Origin of the sequence: Helicobacter bizzozeronii (assembly GCF_900196775.1) — a bacterium.
Taxonomy (GTDB): Bacteria; Campylobacterota; Campylobacteria; order Campylobacterales; family Helicobacteraceae; genus Helicobacter; species Helicobacter bizzozeronii.
On record NZ_FZLB01000047.1, the window covers coordinates 1 to 20,744 of the forward strand.

General features: G+C 44.0%; 17 protein-coding genes and 2 rRNA genes. 16 read left to right on the top strand and 3 right to left on the bottom strand.

Annotated elements, in window-relative coordinates:
* From C5684_RS05975 to C5684_RS06040, 16 genes are all read left to right on the top strand, one after another.
* Positions 1–2,474: ribosomal RNA gene (locus C5684_RS05975) — 23S ribosomal RNA — on the top strand; the annotation flags it as partial.
* Between the two features lie 360 nt (positions 2,475–2,834).
* A 5S ribosomal RNA gene (gene rrf, locus C5684_RS05980) occupies positions 2,835–2,950 on the top strand.
* A gap of 150 nt (positions 2,951–3,100) precedes the next feature.
* The gene (locus C5684_RS05985) at positions 3,101–3,532 is read left to right on the top strand and encodes a hypothetical protein (protein ID WP_233707560.1); all 432 of its coding nucleotides are present in this window, start codon (positions 3,101–3,103) and stop codon (positions 3,530–3,532) included.
* Positions 3,533–3,649: 117 nt separating this feature from the next.
* A complete protein-coding gene (locus tag C5684_RS05990) occupies positions 3,650–4,093 on the top strand; it encodes a hypothetical protein (protein ID WP_104639729.1) in 444 nt (147 codons plus the stop codon).
* 16 nt (positions 4,094–4,109) lie between these two features.
* On the top strand, positions 4,110–4,232 hold the full coding sequence (locus C5684_RS09690) for a hypothetical protein (protein WP_013889730.1): 123 nt from the start codon (positions 4,110–4,112) through the stop codon (positions 4,230–4,232).
* 363 nt (positions 4,233–4,595) lie between these two features.
* Positions 4,596–5,867 (top strand): adenine-specific methyltransferase EcoRI family protein, encoded by a 1,272-nt coding sequence (locus tag C5684_RS05995; protein ID WP_104639730.1) that lies wholly within the window; start codon positions 4,596–4,598, stop codon positions 5,865–5,867.
* 82 nt (positions 5,868–5,949) lie between these two features.
* Positions 5,950–6,735: a hypothetical protein gene (locus tag C5684_RS06000; RefSeq protein WP_013889733.1), complete on the top strand. Its 786-nt coding sequence runs from the start codon at positions 5,950–5,952 to the stop codon at positions 6,733–6,735.
* Between the two features lie 74 nt (positions 6,736–6,809).
* Complete coding sequence (locus C5684_RS09325) at positions 6,810–6,959, top strand: hypothetical protein (RefSeq protein ID WP_006017124.1); 150 nt, start codon at positions 6,810–6,812, stop codon at positions 6,957–6,959.
* A gap of 326 nt (positions 6,960–7,285) precedes the next feature.
* Complete coding sequence (locus C5684_RS06005) at positions 7,286–8,317, top strand: N-acetylneuraminate synthase family protein (RefSeq protein WP_104639731.1); 1,032 nt, start codon at positions 7,286–7,288, stop codon at positions 8,315–8,317.
* The gene (neuC, locus tag C5684_RS06010; protein WP_104639732.1) at positions 8,314–9,486 is read left to right on the top strand and encodes a UDP-N-acetylglucosamine 2-epimerase; all 1,173 of its coding nucleotides are present in this window, start codon (positions 8,314–8,316) and stop codon (positions 9,484–9,486) included. The genes C5684_RS06005 and neuC overlap by 4 nt, the downstream gene beginning before the upstream one ends.
* Positions 9,479–10,135 (top strand): acylneuraminate cytidylyltransferase family protein, encoded by a 657-nt coding sequence (locus C5684_RS06015; protein WP_104639733.1) that lies wholly within the window; start codon positions 9,479–9,481, stop codon positions 10,133–10,135. Before neuC ends, C5684_RS06015 begins: the two co-directional genes overlap by 8 nt.
* On the top strand, positions 10,128–11,105 hold the full coding sequence (locus C5684_RS06020) for an alpha-2,3-sialyltransferase (RefSeq protein WP_104639734.1): 978 nt from the start codon (positions 10,128–10,130) through the stop codon (positions 11,103–11,105). The genes C5684_RS06015 and C5684_RS06020 overlap by 8 nt, the downstream gene beginning before the upstream one ends.
* Positions 11,106–11,238: 133 nt before the next feature.
* Positions 11,239–13,761: an SIR2 family protein gene (locus tag C5684_RS09540; protein WP_233708679.1), complete on the top strand. Its 2,523-nt coding sequence runs from the start codon at positions 11,239–11,241 to the stop codon at positions 13,759–13,761.
* Between the two features lie 78 nt (positions 13,762–13,839).
* The gene (locus C5684_RS06030) at positions 13,840–14,787 is read left to right on the top strand and encodes an NAD-dependent DNA ligase (protein WP_104639735.1); all 948 of its coding nucleotides are present in this window, start codon (positions 13,840–13,842) and stop codon (positions 14,785–14,787) included.
* A gap of 10 nt (positions 14,788–14,797) precedes the next feature.
* A complete protein-coding gene (locus C5684_RS06035) occupies positions 14,798–16,606 on the top strand; it encodes an AAA family ATPase (RefSeq protein ID WP_104639736.1) in 1,809 nt (602 codons plus the stop codon).
* 2 nt (positions 16,607–16,608) lie between these two features.
* Positions 16,609–18,111, top strand: coding sequence for a hypothetical protein (locus tag C5684_RS06040; protein WP_104639737.1), 1,503 nt, complete (start codon positions 16,609–16,611; stop codon positions 18,109–18,111).
* Between the two features lie 25 nt (positions 18,112–18,136).
* On the opposite strand, the gene C5684_RS06045 is transcribed toward C5684_RS06040, so the two are convergent.
* The 3 genes from C5684_RS06045 to C5684_RS06055 are packed head-to-tail and all read right to left on the bottom strand — an operon-like array spanning position 18,137 to position 20,687.
* On the bottom strand, positions 18,137–18,595 hold the full coding sequence (locus C5684_RS06045; protein WP_104639738.1) for an S-ribosylhomocysteine lyase: 459 nt from the start codon (positions 18,593–18,595) through the stop codon (positions 18,137–18,139).
* A 17-nt stretch (positions 18,596–18,612) separates the two neighbouring features.
* On the bottom strand, positions 18,613–19,755 hold the full coding sequence (locus C5684_RS06050) for a cystathionine gamma-synthase (protein ID WP_104639739.1): 1,143 nt from the start codon (positions 19,753–19,755) through the stop codon (positions 18,613–18,615).
* A gap of 14 nt (positions 19,756–19,769) precedes the next feature.
* On the bottom strand, positions 19,770–20,687 hold the full coding sequence (locus tag C5684_RS06055) for a cysteine synthase family protein (protein WP_104639740.1): 918 nt from the start codon (positions 20,685–20,687) through the stop codon (positions 19,770–19,772).
* Positions 20,688–20,744 lie beyond the last annotated feature (57 nt).

The window sequence follows — 20,744 nt, forward strand, 5'->3', positions numbered from 1 at the left end:
GCTGAAGCCGGGGAGACCACTCTCCAACCCTAAATACTACTACTACACCGATAGCGCACAAGTACCGTGAGGGAAAGGTGAAAAGAACCGTGGGTAACGGAGTGAAATAGAACCTGAAACCATCTACTTACAATCATTCAGAGCCCTATGATTTATCAGGGTGATGGACTGCCTTTTGCATAATGATCCTGCGAGTTGTGGTGTCTGGCAAGGTTAAGTGAAAACGAGCCATAGCGAAAGCGAGTCTGAATAGGGCGCATTAGTCAGACGCTGCAGACCCGAAGCCAAGTGATCTATCCATGGCCAAGTTGAAACGAGTGTAACAGCTTGTGGAGGACTGAACCCGTGCCCATTGAAACGGGCTGGGATGAGCTGTGGATAGGGGTGAAAGGCCAAACAAACTTGGTGATAGCTGGTTCTCTTCGAAATATATTTAGGTATAGCCTCAAGTCATAACAAGAGGGGGTAGAGCTCTGATTGGGCTAGGGCTGCTCGCCGCAGTACCAAACCCTGTCAAACTGCGAATACCTTTTGTTGTATCTTGGGAGTCAGGCGGTGGGTGATAAAATCAATCGTCAAGAGGGAAACAACCCAGACTACCAACTAAGGTCCCCAAGTTCTATTCTGAGTGGAAAAAGATGTGTGGTTACTCAAACAACCAGGAGGTTGGCTTAGAAGCAGCCATCCTTTAAAGAAAGCGTAACAGCTCACTGGTCTAGTGATCATGCGCTGAAAATATAACGGGGCTAAGATAGACACCGAAGTTGTAGATTGCTCTTTTAGAGCAGTGGTAGAAGAGCGTTCTGTGCAGCGTTGAAGGCATACCGGTAAGGAGTGTTGGAGCGCACAGAAGTGAGCATGCAGGAATGAGTAGCGATAAGATGCGTAAGAATCGTATCCGCCGTAAATCTAAGGTTTCCTACGCGATGTTCGTCATCGTAGGGTTAGTCGGGTCCTAAGCCAAGTCCGAAAGGGGTAGGCGATGGGAAATAGGTTAATATTCCTATACCAATTGCAATGTGCGATGGGAGGACGCATAAAGTTAGGTGAGCTAGCTGATGGAAGTGCTAGTCGAAGGGTGTAGATTGGGAGAGAGGCAAATCCGCTCCTGTATTTGAAACCTGACAGGCTCTTTAAGGTCTTCGGACCAAGAAGAGAATCACTGATACTATCGTGCCAAGAAAAGTCTCTAAGTTTAGTTGCAATTGTCCGTACCGCAAACCGACACAGGTAGATGAGATGAGTATTCTAAGGCGCGTGGAAGAACTCTCTTTAAGGAACTCTGCAAACTAGCACCGTAAGTTCGCGATAAGGTGTGCCTACGCAAGTAGGTCTCAGCAAAGAGTCCCTCCCGACTGTTTACCAAAAACACAGCACTTTGCCAACTCGTAAGAGGAAGTATAAGGTGTGACGCCTGCCCGGTGCTCGAAGGTTAAGAGGATGGGTTAGCCCGCAAGAGCGAAGCTTTGAATTGAAGCCCGAGTAAACGGCGGCCGTAACTATAACGGTCCTAAGGTAGCGAAATTCCTTGTCGGTTAAATACCGACCTGCATGAATGGCGTAACGAGATGGGAGCTGTCTCAAAGAGAGATCCAGTGAAATTGTAGTGGAGGTGAAAATTCCTCCTACCCGCAGCAAGACGGAAAGACCCCGTGGACCTTTACTACAGCTTAGCACTGCTAATGGGAATGCCATGCGCAGGATAGGTGGGAGGCTTTGAAGCAGACACTTTGGTGTCTGTGGAGCCATCCTTGAGATACCACCCTTGGCGTTTTTGTTAGCTAACTGGCTAGAGTTATCCTCTAGCAGGACAATGCTTGGTGGGTAGTTTGACTGGGGCGGTCGCCTCCTAAAAAGTAACGGAGGCTTACAAAGGTTAGCTCATGGCGGTTGGAAATCGCCAGTTGAGTGTAATGGCACAAGCTAGCTTAACTGCAAGAGAGACAACTCAAGCAGAGACGAAAGTCGGTCATAGTGATCCGGTGGTTCTCGTGTGGAAGAGCCATCGCTCAAAGGATAAAAGGTACCCCGGGGATAACAGGCTGATCTCCCCCAAGAGCTCACATCGACGGGGAGGTTTGGCACCTCGATGTCGGCTCATCGCATCCTGGGGCTGGAGCAGGTCCCAAGGGTATGGCTGTTCGCCATTTAAAGCGGTACGCGAGCTGGGTTCAGAACGTCGTGAGACAGTTCGGTCCCTATCTGCTGTGGGCGTAGGAAAGCTGAGGAGAGCTGTCCCTAGTACGAGAGGACCGGGATGGACATGCCACTGGTGCACCAGTTGTTCTGCCAAGAGCACCGCTGGGTAGCTACGCATGGTTGTGATAAGAGCTGAAAGCATCTAAGCTCGAAGCCAACTCCAAGATAAGCTTTCCCTGAAGCTCGCATGAAGACTACATGTTTGATAGGGTGGGTGTGTAAGTGCAGTAATGCATTTAGCTAACCACTACTAATAGAGCGTTTGGCTTGTTTGGTTGATAAGGTATCACCGCCTTGTTGAGTGTAATCAAGCTTTGTAGCAAACTAGAGCGTAGGTTATTGACAAAAAGTAAAGCTTTTTAAGCCTTGTTGTTGCTTTGCAGGTTGCTTGCATTGAGTTAGCCCAGCACTTGGGCTTAAACAAGGTTGCTTAAGCTTTGGAGTTTGCACCTTTGAGGCTTGGCTAAACTTAGCTTAAACTCAGACTTGAGACCTTAAAATCTCTTGGTTTGACAAGAGCAAAAGACAAGCTAACCCTTAAGCATTGCTAAAGCATTTGGCAATCCTTTAGGTGCTAACTCAAGGCTTTGGCAAGCTACAAAGCTTTTTAAAAGCTTTGTGAGAAGCTTTACTTTCCCCGTGTCCCTAGTGGAGAGGAAATACCCAGTCCCATCCCGAACCTGGAAGTCAAGCTCTCTAACGCCGATGATACTGCCCTTTGCAAGGGTGGGAAAGTAGGGTGATGCGGGGGAGAATTTGAAACCTATTAACTTCTATTCTTTTTTTCAACTTTGCTTTTTAGTTTTTTAATGTTTTTCTCGCTTTGTTTTTAAGCCATTGTGTAGGATAATCTCTAGTCTTTAATGCTACGATACCTAAATGCAAATTTTAGGAGGTTTTTATGTTTTGGCACATGCAAATGCACCAAGGAAGAACGCTTAGGAGACTATGGAGTGAGCGCGAAATTTTAGAAAAATATAGTTTTATCGGTTTGGCAGGTTTAACACATTGGAGTGGGGGGAAAAGAGCCCACCACTATTTCTTGGAGATGATGGCAATGAATGAAATTGTGGCTGTTAGACAGGGAGCTGAATTTATCGCTTTAGCGCAAGTTATTGGCGAGGCTGACCCATTAAGCGAACTTGAGAAACAGGATAGCTTGGTGGGTTGGATGTGCTACAAAAGACCTATTAAAATTTTGGATTGGGCGCATGGGCAGTATAAAGCCGCCGATTGTTATAGACCTACTTTAATGCCATGTAACATCCAAAACCCCAAGTCCAAGACCGACCACACTATTAGAGAGTGGTATGAAAGGTGCAAGACTCTTTAAAAGCCAAAGGCAAGGAGATTATTTTAGTTTAAAAATACCCTATGCCTACCCTTTGCAAGGGTGGGGAAGTGGGGCGATGCGGGGATTACGGTATTTTTTAGTTTTTAGGGTGTACAATTGTTCGGAAAAATTAAGGTAGGGATATTTGGAGCCCTAGGGGCTTTGCTTTATTGTGCCTATAAGGCTTACAAACGCTCACAAGGTGTTGTTAAAGATCCTAAGGTGGGTAGCGTGCTTTGTTGTGATTTGTTAGGCAATATTGCTGAACATTCAGGTATTTATGTGGGCAAGGATAAATGGGGCAAACACCAGATTGTAGAATTGCTCAGCACGGGTGAGGTGCGCAAATCTAGTCCTAGACAATTTATTGAAGGTTATAACACTGCAACAGAGATTTATGTCTTTGCAAGGCATGAAAAAACAGGGGCAAAAAATGCCAAAGGAGAGGGGTATGTTAAAGCTGTAGGCTCGAGCTCTGTTGCTAACAATGCTCTAGAACTTGAAGGCAAAAAGTTTAAATATGCACTCAAACCAAATTCTGAGGAGTATACATTGTCATAAATTAGTATGCCACTGCTTGTTAGGTGAAAAAGACGATGCTAGTTACCTCTTAAAAAATGTCAAGGAAGCGATCTATAGACGCTACAAACTTTCAGATGACAAAGCCGGTTTTTACGAGTGGGATATTAAGTTATTCTGAGCCAACGAAAGAAAGGATTGCTATGGCACATTACAAAAACCCAGAGGACATGTTTAAACAACGAGCAGAGAATAATAAAAAATAGGGCGACTACCACTATGCCCAAAGCAAGCAAGCTTAAGGCGAGAGGCGATAAAGAAGCCGCACAAAAGCCACAGGTGGACGCGCAATACCAATATAAGTCCCAAAAGCAAAACGAAGCCAAAGTGCAGGAGCATAAGGGTAAGGGGTGGTAGTTAGGTAGCAAGGGGAGAGGCATTACGCACTTTTAAAAGTAAAAAGTAAGGGCTTGGGGTTTTGGGTCCCCAAAAAACAGCACCCCCTGTGCTAAAATACCCTTTTGCAAACTCTTAAAGGGCTCCTATGAAAAAACAATACCTCTACATTGTCCAATCCAGCTTAGAACCCAGCAAGTGCAAAATGGGTATCACCAATGACCTCAAAAGACGGCTCAAAGAATACAACAGCGTTACGGGGCAATCCCAAGAGAACACTTATAGCTATCTTTTCACTTGTGAAGTGGCTAATATGCGCCAAATAGAGCAGGACATTAAAACTGCCTTCGCACATTTAAGAGAAATACAGAGCCGCGAAATTTATTTTTATAACCCTAGCCTTTTTGAGAATTATCTAAGCTACATTAAAGCCCATCCCTTATTTATCTCCCAAGTGAGTATCAAACCTCCCAAGCCAAAAAAAGAGCTCAAGCCCTTAGTCACGCCCAGCATGATTGATCGGGGCGTTACTAGAAAGACCCTACTAGACAAAGCCAGAGAAGTTAAAGATGATGAGTTTTATACAAGGTATGAGGATGTGGAAAAAGAGCTATCCTGCTACCCTCTAAAAATATGGCAAGACAAGGTCGTGTTTTGTAACTGCGATGATGCGATCGGAGAGAATAGAGATTATACCGACTCCAGTGCCTTTGCCCTGTATTTCTTAAAGCACTTTTTCAGGCTCAAGCTGAAAAAACTTATCTGCACGCATTATGGCAGTAAGCGGGATTTATTCCATGCGGGCAAAAAGGGCTATATTTTTACCAAAGAGGGGGCGCGTGAGATGAAATACACCCCGCCAAATTATAATGGCGGCTTTGAAGAGACGGAGTCCTTAAGAATTTTGAATGAAGAAGCCGACATTGTCTGCACTAATCCGCCCTTTTCACGCGCCATAGAATATTGGAAAATACTCATTAAAAGTAAAAAGAAGTTCATCATTCTCTCAAACATCACAAATTGTGTCACTACTGCCTTTATCCCTTATTTTGCCAAAAAGAAAGCGTGGGCGGGCTTTCATAGTGTGGATTGGTTTTTAACTCCTAAGCGCCAAGTAGTGCGTGCTGCTGCGCATTTTTTCACCAATTTTCCTATCAAAAATAGAGCTAATATTGCAAGGCTAAGACTTATGCTCCTAGAGCAAATCCCAGATAGCTATAAAAGATTTGATGATGGCGGGGTGTTGCTGGTGGATAATAACTATATCCCTAGCGATTATGATGCGCCTTTTGCCGTGTCAGCGCGCCAAATCTTAAATGGCGTGCTGGAGTGTGGGTATAAAATCGCCAAAAACTCAAAATATAACCCCCACATTGAGGGCAAGGAAAAATTTGCAAGGATTTTGATTTGCAAAGCCTAGAGTCGGGCGTGGGGGGTATGCTATTTAGGCAAAAAGGATTGTTTTTGGCTAAAATACTGTAGAAATGCCACAAGGATTTGCCATGAAAGGTGAAAAACAACACTTTGAACGCTATAAAGAGATGGGCAAGATCGATTACTGCACTTATTTTGTCAAAAATTATTTGGCTTTCAATTTCTATTGCAAAGTAAGATTTGAAGGCAAGGATAAAGTCAAACAAGATAGAGACTATATAGATGCCCTCAAGGACGATCAGAAAACACAAAATAGATTTTTAGAGTACTTCGAGGAGCATACCGATTTTCTAGGCTTGTTGAAAAAGTTTGACAAAATCCTAGAAGATTCAAGTGTAACACACAAAAGTCGATTGGTAAGTTTTAAGAGCGTGCAAGTTCGATCCGTGCAACAAGGAGCGTGGAGTAAGACAAGCAACGGGGTTACCTATACTTTAGAAATTCATAGCGGTCGTGTGTCAGACAACATGCTAGATTTGAGCGTGAAAGTGCAAACAAAAAATGCTAAACACTCTATTGAAAGAAGGACTTTTGACATTGAGGGTTATGAATTTGAGTCCGCATTGAACCGACAAGGACTTAATAAACACCAAATCGATAAGACTAAAAGTCTTTTTCGTGAAAGACTTGATGGGCGGGTGGAAAATATTGCCAAACTGATCCATAGAAGCGATAAAAACATGCTCGATGAATCCAATCGCGAGCTCATTTACCGGGGTCTTATAGAAATTCTATACCAACTCCGCAACGCTTTATTGCACAGCGATGTGCGACCATGGGATCAATCCATCCAAAAGGTTTATGAACAAGCCACTTTGATTCTCCAAGAAGTGTTGGAATTTTTGCCATTTTAGTCTTTTTGTGCATTATCATGACCATTATGGGGCTTTGCTCCTCATGCCCAAAATAGGGCGGGTGCTCTTAAGGAATGCCCACATTTGATCAGAGACGAGTTTGCCACAGAGCCCCCACGACTTTCCACAATCTGTGTTTATGTGTGTTGCACTCTTGTATTGTGCTCTCTGTAGAGTGTGGGGGATCAGCCAGTGAAGATGAACGCCTAGAATACGCCTTGTAGGTCTTTAACACGCTCAATAATCGTGGAGTCCCCCTAAACGATGCGGATATTTTTATAAATTCTTAGAGGCACAAGATTTAGCCAAGTTCCCCAAAAGCGATTGGCTGCTAGAGGACATTAAAACGCGCGCAGAGGAGATTTACCAGCACTTGTATGCGTTTTTTAAAAAATACGCTGTGTAGTGGGGGCAGACGATCGAAAATAGAGGCGTTCTTGTATAGGGGTTAGGGTTGCTTTTACCAATAAAAAGTGCTTGTGATCATTACTTATCTTTACTTATCCATTGGTTTTAGTTAGAATAGAGCACATTTTTTAAGGGGGCATTGATGGAATTTAATTTAGGCACGCGCCAAATTGGCTTAGACCACCCGCCCTTAGTGGTGGCTGAAGTGGGGATCAACCACTCGGGGAGTTTAGAGGTGGCTAAACTGATGGCCGATGCGGCTAAGGCAGCGGGCATTGAGGTGTTAAAACACCAAACCCATATCATCGAGGATGAGATGAGCCCACTAGCGCAAAAAGTCATCCCGGGCAATAGCTCTTCCTCTATCTATGAGATCATGAAAAAATGCGCCTTGAGCCCTAAAGAGGAGCGGGAGTTTAAAGAGTATGTCGAAAAACTGGGGATGATTTATCTTTCCACCCCCTTTAGCCGTGCGGCGGCAAATTTCTTAGAGGACATCGGGGTGGTGGGCTTTAAGATTGGATCAGGCGAGATGAACAACACCCCTCTTTTAGCCCACATTGCCACCTTTAAAAAGCCTATGATCATCTCTACCGGGATGCACAGCCTAGAGTCTGTTAAAGAGCATGTCAGCTTTTTGCTAGATAAAGTCCCCCTAGCCTTGATGCACACCACTAATCTTTACCCCACCGCCCCCCACTTAGTGCGCTTGGGTGCGATGCTAGATTTAGCCCAAGCATTCCCCGGTGTACCTGTAGGGCTAAGTGATCACACCCTCAATAACAACGCCTGTAAGGGGGCGATCGCTTTGGGGGCAAGTTTAGTCGAGCGGCATTTTACAGATTCTAAAGAGCGTGAGGGACCCGATATTATTTGCTCTATGGACCCACAAGAGGCGCAGGATTTAGTGCAAAGTGCCCATGAGCTCTTTTTAATGCGTGGAGGCTCTAAAACCCACTTAAAAGAGGAGCAAGTGACTAGAGATTTTGCCTTTGCTACGATGGTCGCCACTGCTGACATTGCTGTGGGCGAAGCGATTAGCAAAGAAAACTCTTGGGTGAAACGCCCGGGCACACGGGGGATTTTGGCTAAGGATTATGAAAAGACTTTGGGGCGAGTGGCTAAGGTGTTTATCCCCAAAGATAGCCACATCTGTGCTGACATGCTGGTATGAAAAGACATTTAGTTTTTGTCACCAATAGTCGGGCAGACTATGGCAAATTAAAACCCTTGATCCAAGCCATCGACTCGCTAGAAAAGGGCACATTAGATCACCCCATGGCGGGTAAAATCAGTTATGCGATCTTTGTGTGTGGCATGCACCTTTTGGAGAAATATGGCAGTACCTACATTGAAATTTTTAAAGACGGCTTTAGTCATGTCTTTTTAGCTAAGCAATCTACCCCCCCCCCCCAACAAAGCATGGATTTGGCTTTGGCAGACACCATTGCCAAATTCCATGACTTCATAGACCACCAACGCCCCGATCTCATTGTCTTTCATGGCGACCGCTTAGAAACTTTAGCCTGTGCGATTGTGGGGAGTTTTAACTCCATTTTGAGCGCGCACATTGAGGGCGGGGAGCTTAGCGGGACTTTAGATGAGAGCATCCGTCATAGTGTGTCTAAATTGGCGCATTTGCACTTTGTGTGCGAGGAGCGCGCCCGCCAGATTTTGTTACAAATGGGCGAGCGGGCTGAAAATATCTTTGTGATCGGCTCTAGCGATATTGATGTGATGTTAGGAGACTTGCCCAGTTTCTCTCAAGTGCAGGCGCGTTATTCTCAAATCCAAGCCTTTAAAGGGCAGTATGCGATCCTCATTTACCACCCGGTGGTGAGCGAAATTATAGACCTCCCCCACACCATTTACGAGATTTTAGAGGGGTGCAAATTGGCCACCCAAAAGGGGCAAAATTTTGTATGCATTTACCCTAACAACGATCTAGGCTCTGAAGCCATTCTAAACGCCCTAGCAACTTTGAAAAATAACCCGCATTTTGTGTGCTTCCCGAGCATGAAATTTGAATATTTTTTAACTTTGCTCAAAAACGCCCAGTTTATCATCGGCAACTCAAGTGCGGGCATTCGAGAGGCGGGGGTGTATGGCGTGCCCTGCTTAAATCTTGGTAGCCGCCAGCACAAGCGTAGCATGGCAAGCCACATCACACAAGTAAAAGAAGAGCGCCACGCCATTTTAGAGGCGATTTTAGAAGTAAAAAACAAGCCCCGCCACAAGCCCGGTTATCATTTTGGCACGGGGCAGAGTGTGGCGCATTTTCTAAATGCCTTGAGCCCTGCGCTTTTTGACACCCCCACCCAAAAGTATTTTGCCCATGACTAGAGTTTTAGCCTACATCCCGGCAAGAAGTGGCTCTCAGGGCGTGAAACATAAAAATATCAGAGATTTTAAAGGGCTGCCCCTCATGGCGCACACCATTTTAGCCGCCAAGGAATCCGCCATTTTTAGCGAGGTGTTTGTGAGCACCGATAGTAAAGAGTATGCAGACATTGCCAAGAGTTACGGGGCACATGTGCCCTTTTTACGCTCTAAGGAAACTTCTAGCCACAACGCCCCCACTATTAGCGGGCTTTTAGAATCTCTACAAAATTACAAGGATTTAAAAGTGCGTTTTGATCATGTGGTGGTGCTCCAGCCCACCTCTCCTCTAAGAGATGCTAAGGACATCAAAGGGGCTTATAGGCTCTTTAAGCAAGAGGGCTATTTGCCCTTAGCCAGCGTGCACTTGGTTACAGAGCACCCCCTATTTATGCGCTCGCTGCATAACCACCGCCTCAAACCCCTTTTAAATATGCCTAGCTCTGTGCGCCGTCAGGATTTGCCCGCCTACTATAAAATCAATGGGGCGATCTACATCCACCAAGTAGAAACCCTAACGCCCAACACCAGTTTAAACGATGCGCTTATAGGTTATGAGATCACCCTAGATCACGCCCTAGACATTGACTCTTTAAAGGATTTTGATGTGTGATTTACCCCCTCTGCAAACCATGAAACCCCTCATCATCGCCGGTAATGGTCCAAGCATTAAAAACATCGATTATAGTTTATTTCCTCCGGATTTTGATGTTTTTAGGTGCAACCAATTTTATTTTGAGGATAAGTATTATCTAGGTAAAGAGGTCAAGGGGGTGTTTTTTAACGCTCAAGTCTTTGATATGCAGATGAAAACGGCTAGAGAGTTGAGTTTGCGTCAAGAATATTATTTTGAAGACCTTTTTTGTTCGACTATTGCGCCTTTTATGAATTTTGGGAATCACTATACGCACGCCCAAGATTACCTAGACAAACATTATCCGGGGGCACGCAACACTTACGCACTATTACAAAGCCTAGAGCCTTTTTATAAACTCTACACCACTAGGCGTAATTTTTACCAACAACACTTTACCACTGGTGTAATGATGATTATTGTGGCAATTGTCTTAGGGTATAAAGAAATTTATTGTGCTGGATTGGATTTTTACCTAGAGGGATTAGGGCATTTTTACCATGTTAAAAGCCCGCATTTTACCCTCGCCCCCGATTGCCAGCACACAAAAGACCTTGATATTAAGGGAATTGAATTAGCCAAACAATACGCCCAGCTTTATGCGCTTGTTCCTAATAGTGCGCTCTCTGCAATTTTACCCCTAAGCCCGCATAAAAATGCCCTGTCTCAAGAAAAAATGCAAGCCCTAAAATTAGGAGATCCTAAACCGAATGGCTATATTGATGATGTTTGCGTTGATCCTGTTGAATTTTCCATGCGCGCAACTTTGATACAGGCTATTCAGAGTGTGGGCATCACCCCTGACAATCTCATTTACAAAGGTTTGAACATGGTTTGGCGTTGTGCTAGCGATCTGTATCGTGTTGTGAGGGGTTTATACAGACTCAGCCTAAAAGCCCTTTATTTTTTGAGGGCATGGTTTAAACGCCATAGGGCTACGGGAGGGTAATTGCCTTGCAAAACACTGCTTTTTATTCCACAAATGAATAGCCACTAGAGATACTAAAAGACATCTCCGCCTTTGCCAACTCAACACGGCAATCCAAGAAGTTTAGGGTAAAATGGGTGTCTTAGGAGGAGTTATGCCTGACAACGAACACAAAAGCTTTATTGAAACATCTCTAGAGAATATCAGAAAAGCGCACAACGAGAACTATTTGAGCATTTTTGCGGGAGCTGGAATCAGTGCTGGTTCTGGTTTGCCATCGTGGGACAAGTTGATGGAGACCCTTAGAGAAAAACTTTATGGCAAGATAGAAAGAAATGAGGGCTATCATGTGCGTGCCGAGAAGTTTCTTGAACAACATGGCATTCCATCACAGAAAGAATTAGCAGACTTTATAAAGGAAATTGAAAAAAAGCTTAAAAAAGAACTCTGCGATGAGATCAAAAGAGGCGGAGATTATCTTATCTTGGCCGAGAAGTTTTTTAATCAATTTGGACATAATATTTACTATCAGACACTAAGAGAAGTTCTAAAAACTCCGGAAGGCAATAACGCCGAGCCAAATATTCTACATTTTGAAATTGTCAAACTTAATCTTAAAAATCTCATCACAACAAATTGGGATAACTTATTCGAGCTAGCGAGTTATAAGGTAAAAAAACCATTTGATATTGTAGAGATGGATGCAAACATTGGAAACTCTACAGGCTTGCCAAAGCTTCTTAAAATACATGGAGGTTTGAATCGAGGGAATGTTGTTTTTCGAGAAAAAGACTATTTAGAATATAGTCAAAATTTTCCACTCATTGAAAATTATGTCAAGGGAGTATTCGCAACAGATGTTGTCGTCTTGGTCGGTTATTCTCTGGGCGATCCAAATGTCAAACAAATCATTTCTTGGGTAAATTCTTGCTCGGATAATGTGAAGCCAATCTACTTTATCAAGACAAACAATCCATTTGAGCGGATTGAATTTGAGTTTTATAAAAACAAAAATATCCATGTCTTGTATCTTCGTGAGCTTTTCGATGATAAAAATGATAAAGGGAAATTAAGACATGAAAAAGAACTAAGATACTTTTTTGAAAAAATCAAGGAAAAATATGATGAAGTGCCAGTCCTAAGTAATAAGGATGTAGAAGAGATAAGGCAGATTCTTATATCTTTTAATTTTAAAGTGCTAAAGAAAAAAACTCGCACCCTAGTGAAGTCTAAAGAAATACCACTTAAGGACAAACTCCTAAGACATTTTTTACTTTTTGAGAATTTTAACTACATGAACACGAATAGAAAAGACATATTGAAAATGTATCGACAATGTAGAGGGATCTCAGAAGAATCTTTTAGAAATGGAGAGTTTAAGATATGGTTTTCAAGCGAACTTAACAGATTCTGGGGGTTCCACCCTAATGAATGTGATGAGCCAAGTTATGATGAGTGGGAACAATTTTTATTAGATTTGCCATCAAATGAAAGAAACAGGCTAAAACACATTTTCGGACTTGAAAAATACTTTGAGTGGCAAGTTATGAGGAGTCTTTCATATTGGAGAAATAGAAAGTTTTCTCATCATAGGAAGAATATTAATTCCGAACAAGTATTGGCGAAATTTCAAGAGTTTGATCGGATTAGAATTGGCAATTGTCTAATTATCCCAAGACTTGAAAGATACAGAATGGCTTATGTAGGAGCACTTGAGTGCTATTGGCGTGCGCTAAGTGCTGAGGCTTTAGGAGAAAAGGCAGGGGTACCATCCTCGTTATTAGTGAATCAAGAGGTCTTTAGTCATAGTATTAGATATTTTAAAACTAGAGAATTAGGAAGTGTTTTTAGAGAATGCTTTTCTGATATGACGCTTCGGTTCGAAATTAAGACAATTAAGTCAAATGAGTCAAGGTTTTTGGAGGAAATTTTTACAAATATCTGTCTTAGATTTAAGGAAGCTAGAGTTTTGAAAGTCGAAGGCAAGAAATTGTTTAATAATTTCATACTCTTAGCATCGTATTGTTCACTCAAACAAAGCACTTTTGATAAGATTTTAAAAGAGTTTAACGATAACATGGAAGAGAGAGTGATAAATCTCAATAATGGATATGATCAGCTTGAGGAATTGATAATCAGGCAATCTAAATATCATAGAAATGGCACGCTTAGTTTTGAAAAATGTCAAGATTTAGTGTTGACTTTTCTTCGGCTTTTTATCAAGGGTAAGGCTGATAATAATGAGAGAGTAGCACAATCAGTCTTTTTGACGATTGTAGAAAAAATACAAGAAATTAATGGGCAATGGATTGATATGACACATGAGAATCTAATTATCAAGTTTTTAAAAATAATCCATGAAAAACCGCCAGAGTATACTCGCGTGATTGATGATAATAAGTCTTTTTCTGTTCGTTTGATTGAGCTTCCTTACAAAATTTATTCAGACAAGGAGCAAATAAAGACTCTAAGTAGCGATGAGCTCGAACATTTCGCAACCTTTCTCCCTTTCATCAAAGCCCTTTACCAATCCAGCGATGAGGATGTCAAAAAAGCTATTAAAGACAAATTGCGATATATCCTAGATCACAAAGAGGACTATGCGCAAACTAAGGCGAGCGAGAAATATTGTGAATGGCTTAAAGAGTTGATTGAGAATTTGGATAGCTCTAGCTAGTGCACGCCTTAGGTCTTTTATGCAGATTGAAAGGCAAAAAGTCCTATAATAAGGGCTTATTTTTTCAAGGAGGATTATATGAAACTAGCCAAATTTGCCTTAACCTGTGATGGGGAGAAGATCACCAGCTTAGAACAGCTTAAGGAACATTTTAATCTCTTAGATGTGTTGGAGCATTACAAAACCAACACCCTATGGCGTTGGCTTCGATCGAGGGATTATGAAAACGAATTGCGAGGTGTGGAGGCGATCCAAGCCACAGAAGACACAGAAATTTTAAGCGCGCTGTGTGGGGTGTTTGGAGTAGAGGCGGATTTGCAGGCAATCCAAGAGATGCCCGAAAATCAAAAACACATGGAAGAAAAAGCAGCCTTAAGAGCAGAGATCGAAACCCTTAAGGCACAAATCCAAGCCTTGCAGTCAGCAACTGAGGAAAAATCAGAAAGTTACGACACACTCAAAGAGAAACTCTTAAAAGCCAAAGGTTTAGTAACGGGCAGAATGGCTTTAAAAGAGTTGCTCAAAAACCATGCGGATTTGCTAGAGAGAGATAAAATTGAGCTAGCCGACCATTTGGGTTTTCTCACACTCAACAAGCGTTGCGACCAACAAGCCTTTAAGGCTCTCTTGTTTTATTTTCTAGCTAGCCCTACTTTTAAGACTAATGAGATTGAAAAGGCTTGGGTAAGAAAGCTAGCCTATACACCAATAAACAAACTGCCCTCGATTATACATGCTCAGTATTCAAACAAAATAATACAAAACTTGCATGATTCTTTATGTCAAGAAAATGGCACAAAAGAAAGAAACCTAGATTTTGACACTCTAAAGACTAAACCCCATGACTTTGGAAAACTTGTTTGCCTTTACTATGAAAATAGCGATCGTGGAAAATTTTTAGACGAAAATGACCAGCAAATTAAGCAAATCGGGCAGATATTCATCACCCGCACTTTAAAAGTTTCAGGTGATAATTACGGTTTCAGTGGCGTGCAGACCTTGCAGTTCCTAGAACTCGACATTTAAAGGACCTCCCATGCCCACATCACTAACCCACCAACTCCGACAACTCATAGACACCCATGCCCCTATTCTCTACATGCCCTGCCAAGATAAGGACGCGCTAGATAGCTTGGTTGCACAAGTTAGAGGGAATAGGGAATGTTTAGAATTTGACCATGCCTTAGGTGCACTCGACTTTGCCACAAAAAGACCTTTAGGCGAGTCAGAAAGCTTAGATAGCTTTTTAGATAAGGTGCGCGATCGCCCCTTTGATCAAGAACTCTTTATCGTGCTCAAAGACATTGATTTACAACTCGCACAAGAACCCAAAGTGGTCGCCCTCTTGCAACGTATGGCGCGCCATATCCTCACCAAATGGGATTACAACCTCACCATTTTTATTTTTTCTAGCCATTTGGGCACGCCTAACATTCCTAAAGAGTTAGAAATTTACACCCGTATTTTTGACATTCCCTTCCCGGATAAAGTGCAGATTTCAGAGAGCATTAAGAAGTTTGCTAGGGAAAATCAGATCACCCTAGAATCCCAAGTAGCTAATGAGCTTGCCCTAGATTGTAAGGGCTTAAGAGGCGTGCAGATCGAGCAGATTTTGCGTTTGGCTCTTTATGAGCAGGGGTGCATTGATGCTTATAGTCGGGATTTTGTGATCAAAGAAAAAGAACAGCGTATTAAAAAGACCAATCTTTTAGAAATGGTACGCCCCAAAGAGGGTGAGGACTTAGCACACATGGGCGGGCTAGAAAAGCTTAAGGCTTGGCTAGAACAACAAGCCAAGATTATTGCCCATTTGGATTTAGCCATGCAAAAGGGCGTGGATATGCCTAAGGGCGTGTTAGTGGTGGGCGTGCCCGGATGTGGGAAGTCTTTGAGTGCTAAGGCGTGTGCGGGGTTGTTTAAACTGCCCTTAGTGCGCCTAGATGTGGGGCGTTTATTTGGGAAGTTTGTCGGGCAGAGTGAGGAGAATATGCGCGCGGCTTTGCAGTTAGCCGAAGCCATTAGCCCCTGTGTGCTTTGGATTGATGAGATTGAAAAGGCGTTTAGCGGAATGGGGGCTAATGAGGGCGCGCATGAGGTGAGTAGGCGGCTATTTGGGCATTTCTTAACTTGGATGGAGGAGAAAAGTAGCATGGTTTTCATCGTGGCTACGGCGAATGACATCACCCGTTTTCCCCCTGAGTTTTTAAGAAAAGGGCGTTTTGATGAACTCTTTTTTGTGGATTTGCCCGGCGCAAAAGAGAGAGAACAGATTTTAAAAATCCATTTACAAAAACGCCACCAAAATCCCCAAAACCTCAATCTAGCCAGCGTTGCCAAAGCGTGCGAGGGCTTTAGCGGAGCGGATTTAGAAAACCTAGTCAAGCTTGCCGTGCAAGAAGCTTTTATTGAGAATAAAAGCCTAAACCTTGACTTCTTGCAAAAAGCTCTAAAAGCCACCACTCCCATCACCAAGACCATGCACGCCAAAATCCACGCCATTAGAATCCAAGCTAAGAAGTTACACTTGCAACCAGCGGGAGAAAGTGGGGTTAAAGAATGTGTAGTAACGGATAATTACAGATGGGGCAACGAACCAAGAAATCCTTTAGAATGCTATCACAGCTCAAAACTCAGAGAAAAACTCCGCTTAAATGTGCGAGAAAAATTAGTGCGTGCTTTAGTGCGTTTGGACAAAAACGCGGGTGCAGAATACGACGCTGGAGAACTTAGCGATATTTCTACCATGCTTAATTTAGTGCAAACTATTGATGGTTTTTATCAGTCTGGATCGGATAGTGGTAATCGTAATAAACCCCAAACCCTTGACTACGACAAAAAGGACTAGCCATGCAACCTACAAAACTTGTTTTAAACCCCCTGCCTAGCCTTTTGCCCGACTTCACCCCTGAGCAAGCCCATGCTTTTAGCGCAATTCTAGGGCGTTTCTTAGAAGCGCAAGAAAAGGACGGGCTAGCTGGCATTGAGGCGCAATTAGCAATAGAGTTGCCCGAAAGCAATGCTAAGGCAATTAGGGAGGAGATAGAGGCTGAAGTTAAAATTTATGAGGCAAAAAAGCAATCCTTAGAAAAAGCCCTAGGAAATGGACGCACCAAAGAGCAGTGGTTTGCCAGTGAAATCCACAAAGCCACCCAGAACCTAGCCACCCAAGAGGTAGTGCCCTATCTCAATAGCCTAGACAATGCCATTAAAGAGGCTAACCATAAAATGGCAGAGGCGCTCCTCACTAACGAGGGCGTGATTAGCCAAAACCCCAATTTAGATGGTTTGATTGCCGAGCAACAGCATGCCAATCAGTTTAATCTCAACTCTGCTGCAAAGGGTTCGCAGTATCGAGCTGAGGTGCTTACACCCGAGGGCAGATACACTAAAAATGGCGTGGATATTGTGGTAAAAAATGGGGAGGGCAAGATAACACAACGCCACCAGCTTAAATACGGGCAGGACGCACAGAGCACAAAAGAACTTTTTGAAAAGGGCGATTATCGGGGGCAACAAAAATTAGTCCCCAGTGAGCAAAAGGCACAACTAGAGGAACAAGGGCTTAAAGTTACCGACAAAATAGAAGCCCCCGATGGCACGACTAGCCAACCACTAAGCAAACAAGAAGTTAAAGAACTCCAAGAAAAAGCCCAAAAAGAGGGGAAAATCCCCCAAAAAACTTATAACGATTACAATAACTGGGATTTAGTAAGAGGCATAGGCAAAGAGGCGGGCAAAAGCGCACTTTATGGTGCAGGATTTTCTCTAGGCATAGATGTGTTTTCGCATCTTTTTTCTAAGGAAAAAATGACCGCACAAAAGGCGCAAGAAATGGCAAAAAGGGCGATTACTAGCGGTGCGGACACAGGTGCCAAAACCGCTATGGCAGCCGCCATTAAGGTCGCCTCTGAAAGGGGGATTTTGCCTAAAGCGTTTGGCTTGAAGAATGTCTTTGTGGCAACCGCAAATATCATCATAGACAATCTTAAGGTGCTTTACAAATATGGCAAGGGCGAGATCACGGGCGAGCAAGCGATCGAAAAAATGCATGAAAATGCTCTTAGCACCATTGCGGGTATTGTTTTTGCCGCTGCTGGCGAGTGGGCGTTTGCGGTGATTGGGGCAATCTTTGGACCTATTGGTATGGCTGTGAGCGGTTTTATAGGCGCAACTTTAGGTTACATGGCAGGCTCGGCGGTAGGGCAAAAAATCGCTGAAGCCTCTAAGTCCATTGTTTCTAGCGTGGTGAGTGGAATCAAATCGGCTATTAGTGCCGTAGGTAGTGCGCTTAAATCTGTGGCTAGCGGGATTAAGTCGGTATTTAGTGCAGTGGTGGGGGCGTTTAGTTAAACGACCCACACAAAAGCATTTGTGTTTAAACCCCCACCTCAGCCCACTCATCCCGTTTAGCCAAAAAGGTGCGTGCGAGATTTTGCGCGCCCTCTAAAGTGTGGTTAGCTGCCCAGCCACACTGGACTTCATTGCACGCGGGCACTTCTGTTGCCTTGAGCACATCCTGCATAGTCTTTTCTAAGAGTTCTAAAATTTCGTGGTAATTGTCATGGTTTAACACCAACAAGTAAAAACCTGTTTGACAACCCATAGGCGACCAATCCAGCACATAATTAGCGTGGTTGCGAATTAACTCGGCGACCAAGTGCTCCAAAGAGTGCAAACTGGGCATGTCCATGTGCTCTTGGTTGGGCTGTTTGAGGCGCACATCGTATTTGACAATCACATCGCCATGTGCGCCCCTCTTGCGATCGGCTACACGCACATAGGGGGCTTTAACTTTTGTGTGATCTAAATTGAAACTTTCGACATTCATTTTCATGTTTTGCTCCTTTTAATTTAATTTAATTTAGCAAAAGCTTGCTCTAAATCCTCTAACAAATCTTGGCTATCCTCAATGCCTACTGAGAGGCGCACCAAGCCATCTCTAATCCCTGCAGCCTCGCGCTGTTGTTTAGGGATGCTCGCATGGGTCATCAAAGCGGGCACGCCCACCAAACTCTCCACCCCGCCCAAACTCTCGCCTAAGATGAATAATTTCAGGCTTTCCACAAAGAGGATTGCCTTGTTATCATCTTTGAGCGTGAAAGAGAGCATGCCACCAAACCCGCGCATTTGTTCTTTAGCCAGCGTGTGGTTGGGGTGGGTGGGCAGACCGGGGTAATAGACTTTTTGCACTTTGGGGTGTGCTTGTAGAAACTCAGCCGCACAGAGGGCATTTTTTTGATGGGCTTGCATGCGTAAAGCGAGGGTTTTAATGCCCCGCTGGAGTAACCAGCTATCCCAAGGTCCTAGCACCCCCCCGATGGCATTTTGGAAAAAGGCGATCTCTGTGGCTAAGTCTTGGCTATTAGTGGTTACAAGCCCAGCGACTACATCGCTATGCCCGCCTAAGTATTTGGTGCCACTATGCACCACAATATCCGCGCCTAGCAATAAGGGATTTTGATAATAGGGAGTCGCAAAGGTGTTATCCACAATAGTCAGCAAGTTATGCGCTTTGGCGATCTTGCTACAGAGTTTGAGATCGGTGATTTTGAGTAGGGGGTTGCTGGGGGTTTCTAAGTAAAGGGCTTTAGTCTTGGGCTGAATCGCCTTTTCTATTTGAGAGGTGTCGCTGGTGTCTATAATGCTATAAGTAAGCCCACTCTTAGTGAGCACCTTATCAAAGAGGCGGAAAGTCCCCCCATAAATATCATCACCCAGTAAGACATGATCGCCTTGTTGCAAGAGAGAAAAGACTGCATGGATTCCAGCCAGCCCAGAGGCAAAAGCAAAGCCCTTCACCCCGCCCTCTAAATCAGCGATCAACTCCTCTAGGGCAAAGCGCGTGGGGTTGCCTGAGCGGGAGTATTCATAGCCCTTAGGGCGACCCACTCCCTCTTGGCGGTAGGTGGAAGTTTGGTAAATAGGCACGCTCACCGCCCCAGTTACCTCATCTTCACTAATGCCTCCATGGATGAGTTTTGTTTGCATGCGCATATTACTTCCTTTTTTCATAGATAAATACCCTTAGAGAGATAACGATCCGCCATATCCGGGAAGATGGTTAAAACTTGGCTGCCCTTTGGGAGGCGTTGCACCTCACGCAGTGCTGCCACAAAAGCCGCCCCACTGGAGCTCCCCACTAATAAGCCACTTTTTCTAGCCAACTCTCTAGTGCAATCAAAGCCCTCTTGATCGGTGATGGTTTCAAAACCATTGATCTCTAAGTCTGCAAAAAATGGGGGGATAAACTCTACCCCAATGCCCTCAATCTCATGGGGTCCGGGTTCTCCTCCATTTAAAATCGAGCCTTCGGGTTCTACCCCAATCAGGCGCAAAGAGGGGATTTTTTCTTTGAGATATTGAGCCACGCCTACAAAAGTGCCCCCACTCCCAATTCCTGCTACAAAGCTGGTAAGCCCTGTGCCTAATTCTTGGAAAATCTCAGGGGCTAGGGTGTGGTAATAGGTTTGGGGGTTGAGCGGGTTTTCAAATTGCAGGGGCAGGTAGCTATTAGGGATATTCTGGGCTAACTCCTTACTCTTGGCAATCGCGCCCTTAATGCCTTGATTGGTGGGCGTGTTGATCACTCCTGCGCCTAAAGCGCGCATGATTTGTTGTTTTTCTAGGCTAAATTTTTCGGGGACAACAAAAATAGTTTTTAGCTGGTGCTCTAGGGCGACTAAAGCTAGGGCAATGCCCGTATTGCCTGCTGTGGGCTCAATAATGGTTGTTTGAGCGGTAATCTTGCCCGTTTTGAACCCCTCCTCTATGAGATATTGCCCCAAGCGATCCTTAATGCTCCCACCCGGGTTTAAATACTCTAATTTGGCATAGATCACCGAATCCTTTGGGATAGGGTAATGCGGGCTAGTGAATTTAAAAATCGGGGTAGAGCCTATTATCTGTGTTGTTGTGGTGATGATCATGGTCTCCTCTTATGGGGTGATACTAATCTTAACTGGCTTAAAGAAGGCTTGTATTTT

Coding starts and splice junctions, on each gene's coding strand:
- neuC (WP_104639732.1), top strand. CDS start 8,314: ATGAAAAGACATTTAGTTTTTGTCACCAATAGTCGGGCAGACTATGGC.
- C5684_RS06015 (WP_104639733.1), top strand. CDS start 9,479: ATGACTAGAGTTTTAGCCTACATCCCGGCAAGAAGTGGCTCTCAGGGC.
- C5684_RS06005 (WP_104639731.1), top strand. CDS start 7,286: ATGGAATTTAATTTAGGCACGCGCCAAATTGGCTTAGACCACCCGCCC.
- C5684_RS09325 (WP_006017124.1), top strand. CDS start 6,810: ATGCCCACATTTGATCAGAGACGAGTTTGCCACAGAGCCCCCACGACT.
- C5684_RS06000 (WP_013889733.1), top strand. CDS start 5,950: ATGAAAGGTGAAAAACAACACTTTGAACGCTATAAAGAGATGGGCAAG.
- C5684_RS06055 (WP_104639740.1), bottom strand. CDS start 20,687: ATGATCATCACCACAACAACACAGATAATAGGCTCTACCCCGATTTTT.
- C5684_RS06035 (WP_104639736.1), top strand. CDS start 14,798: ATGCCCACATCACTAACCCACCAACTCCGACAACTCATAGACACCCAT.
- C5684_RS05985 (WP_233707560.1), top strand. CDS start 3,101: ATGTTTTGGCACATGCAAATGCACCAAGGAAGAACGCTTAGGAGACTA.
- C5684_RS09540 (WP_233708679.1), top strand. CDS start 11,239: ATGCCTGACAACGAACACAAAAGCTTTATTGAAACATCTCTAGAGAAT.
- C5684_RS06030 (WP_104639735.1), top strand. CDS start 13,840: ATGAAACTAGCCAAATTTGCCTTAACCTGTGATGGGGAGAAGATCACC.
- C5684_RS06050 (WP_104639739.1), bottom strand. CDS start 19,755: ATGCGCATGCAAACAAAACTCATCCATGGAGGCATTAGTGAAGATGAG.
- C5684_RS06040 (WP_104639737.1), top strand. CDS start 16,609: ATGCAACCTACAAAACTTGTTTTAAACCCCCTGCCTAGCCTTTTGCCC.
- C5684_RS05995 (WP_104639730.1), top strand. CDS start 4,596: ATGAAAAAACAATACCTCTACATTGTCCAATCCAGCTTAGAACCCAGC.
- C5684_RS06045 (WP_104639738.1), bottom strand. CDS start 18,595: ATGAAAATGAATGTCGAAAGTTTCAATTTAGATCACACAAAAGTTAAA.
- C5684_RS06020 (WP_104639734.1), top strand. CDS start 10,128: ATGTGTGATTTACCCCCTCTGCAAACCATGAAACCCCTCATCATCGCC.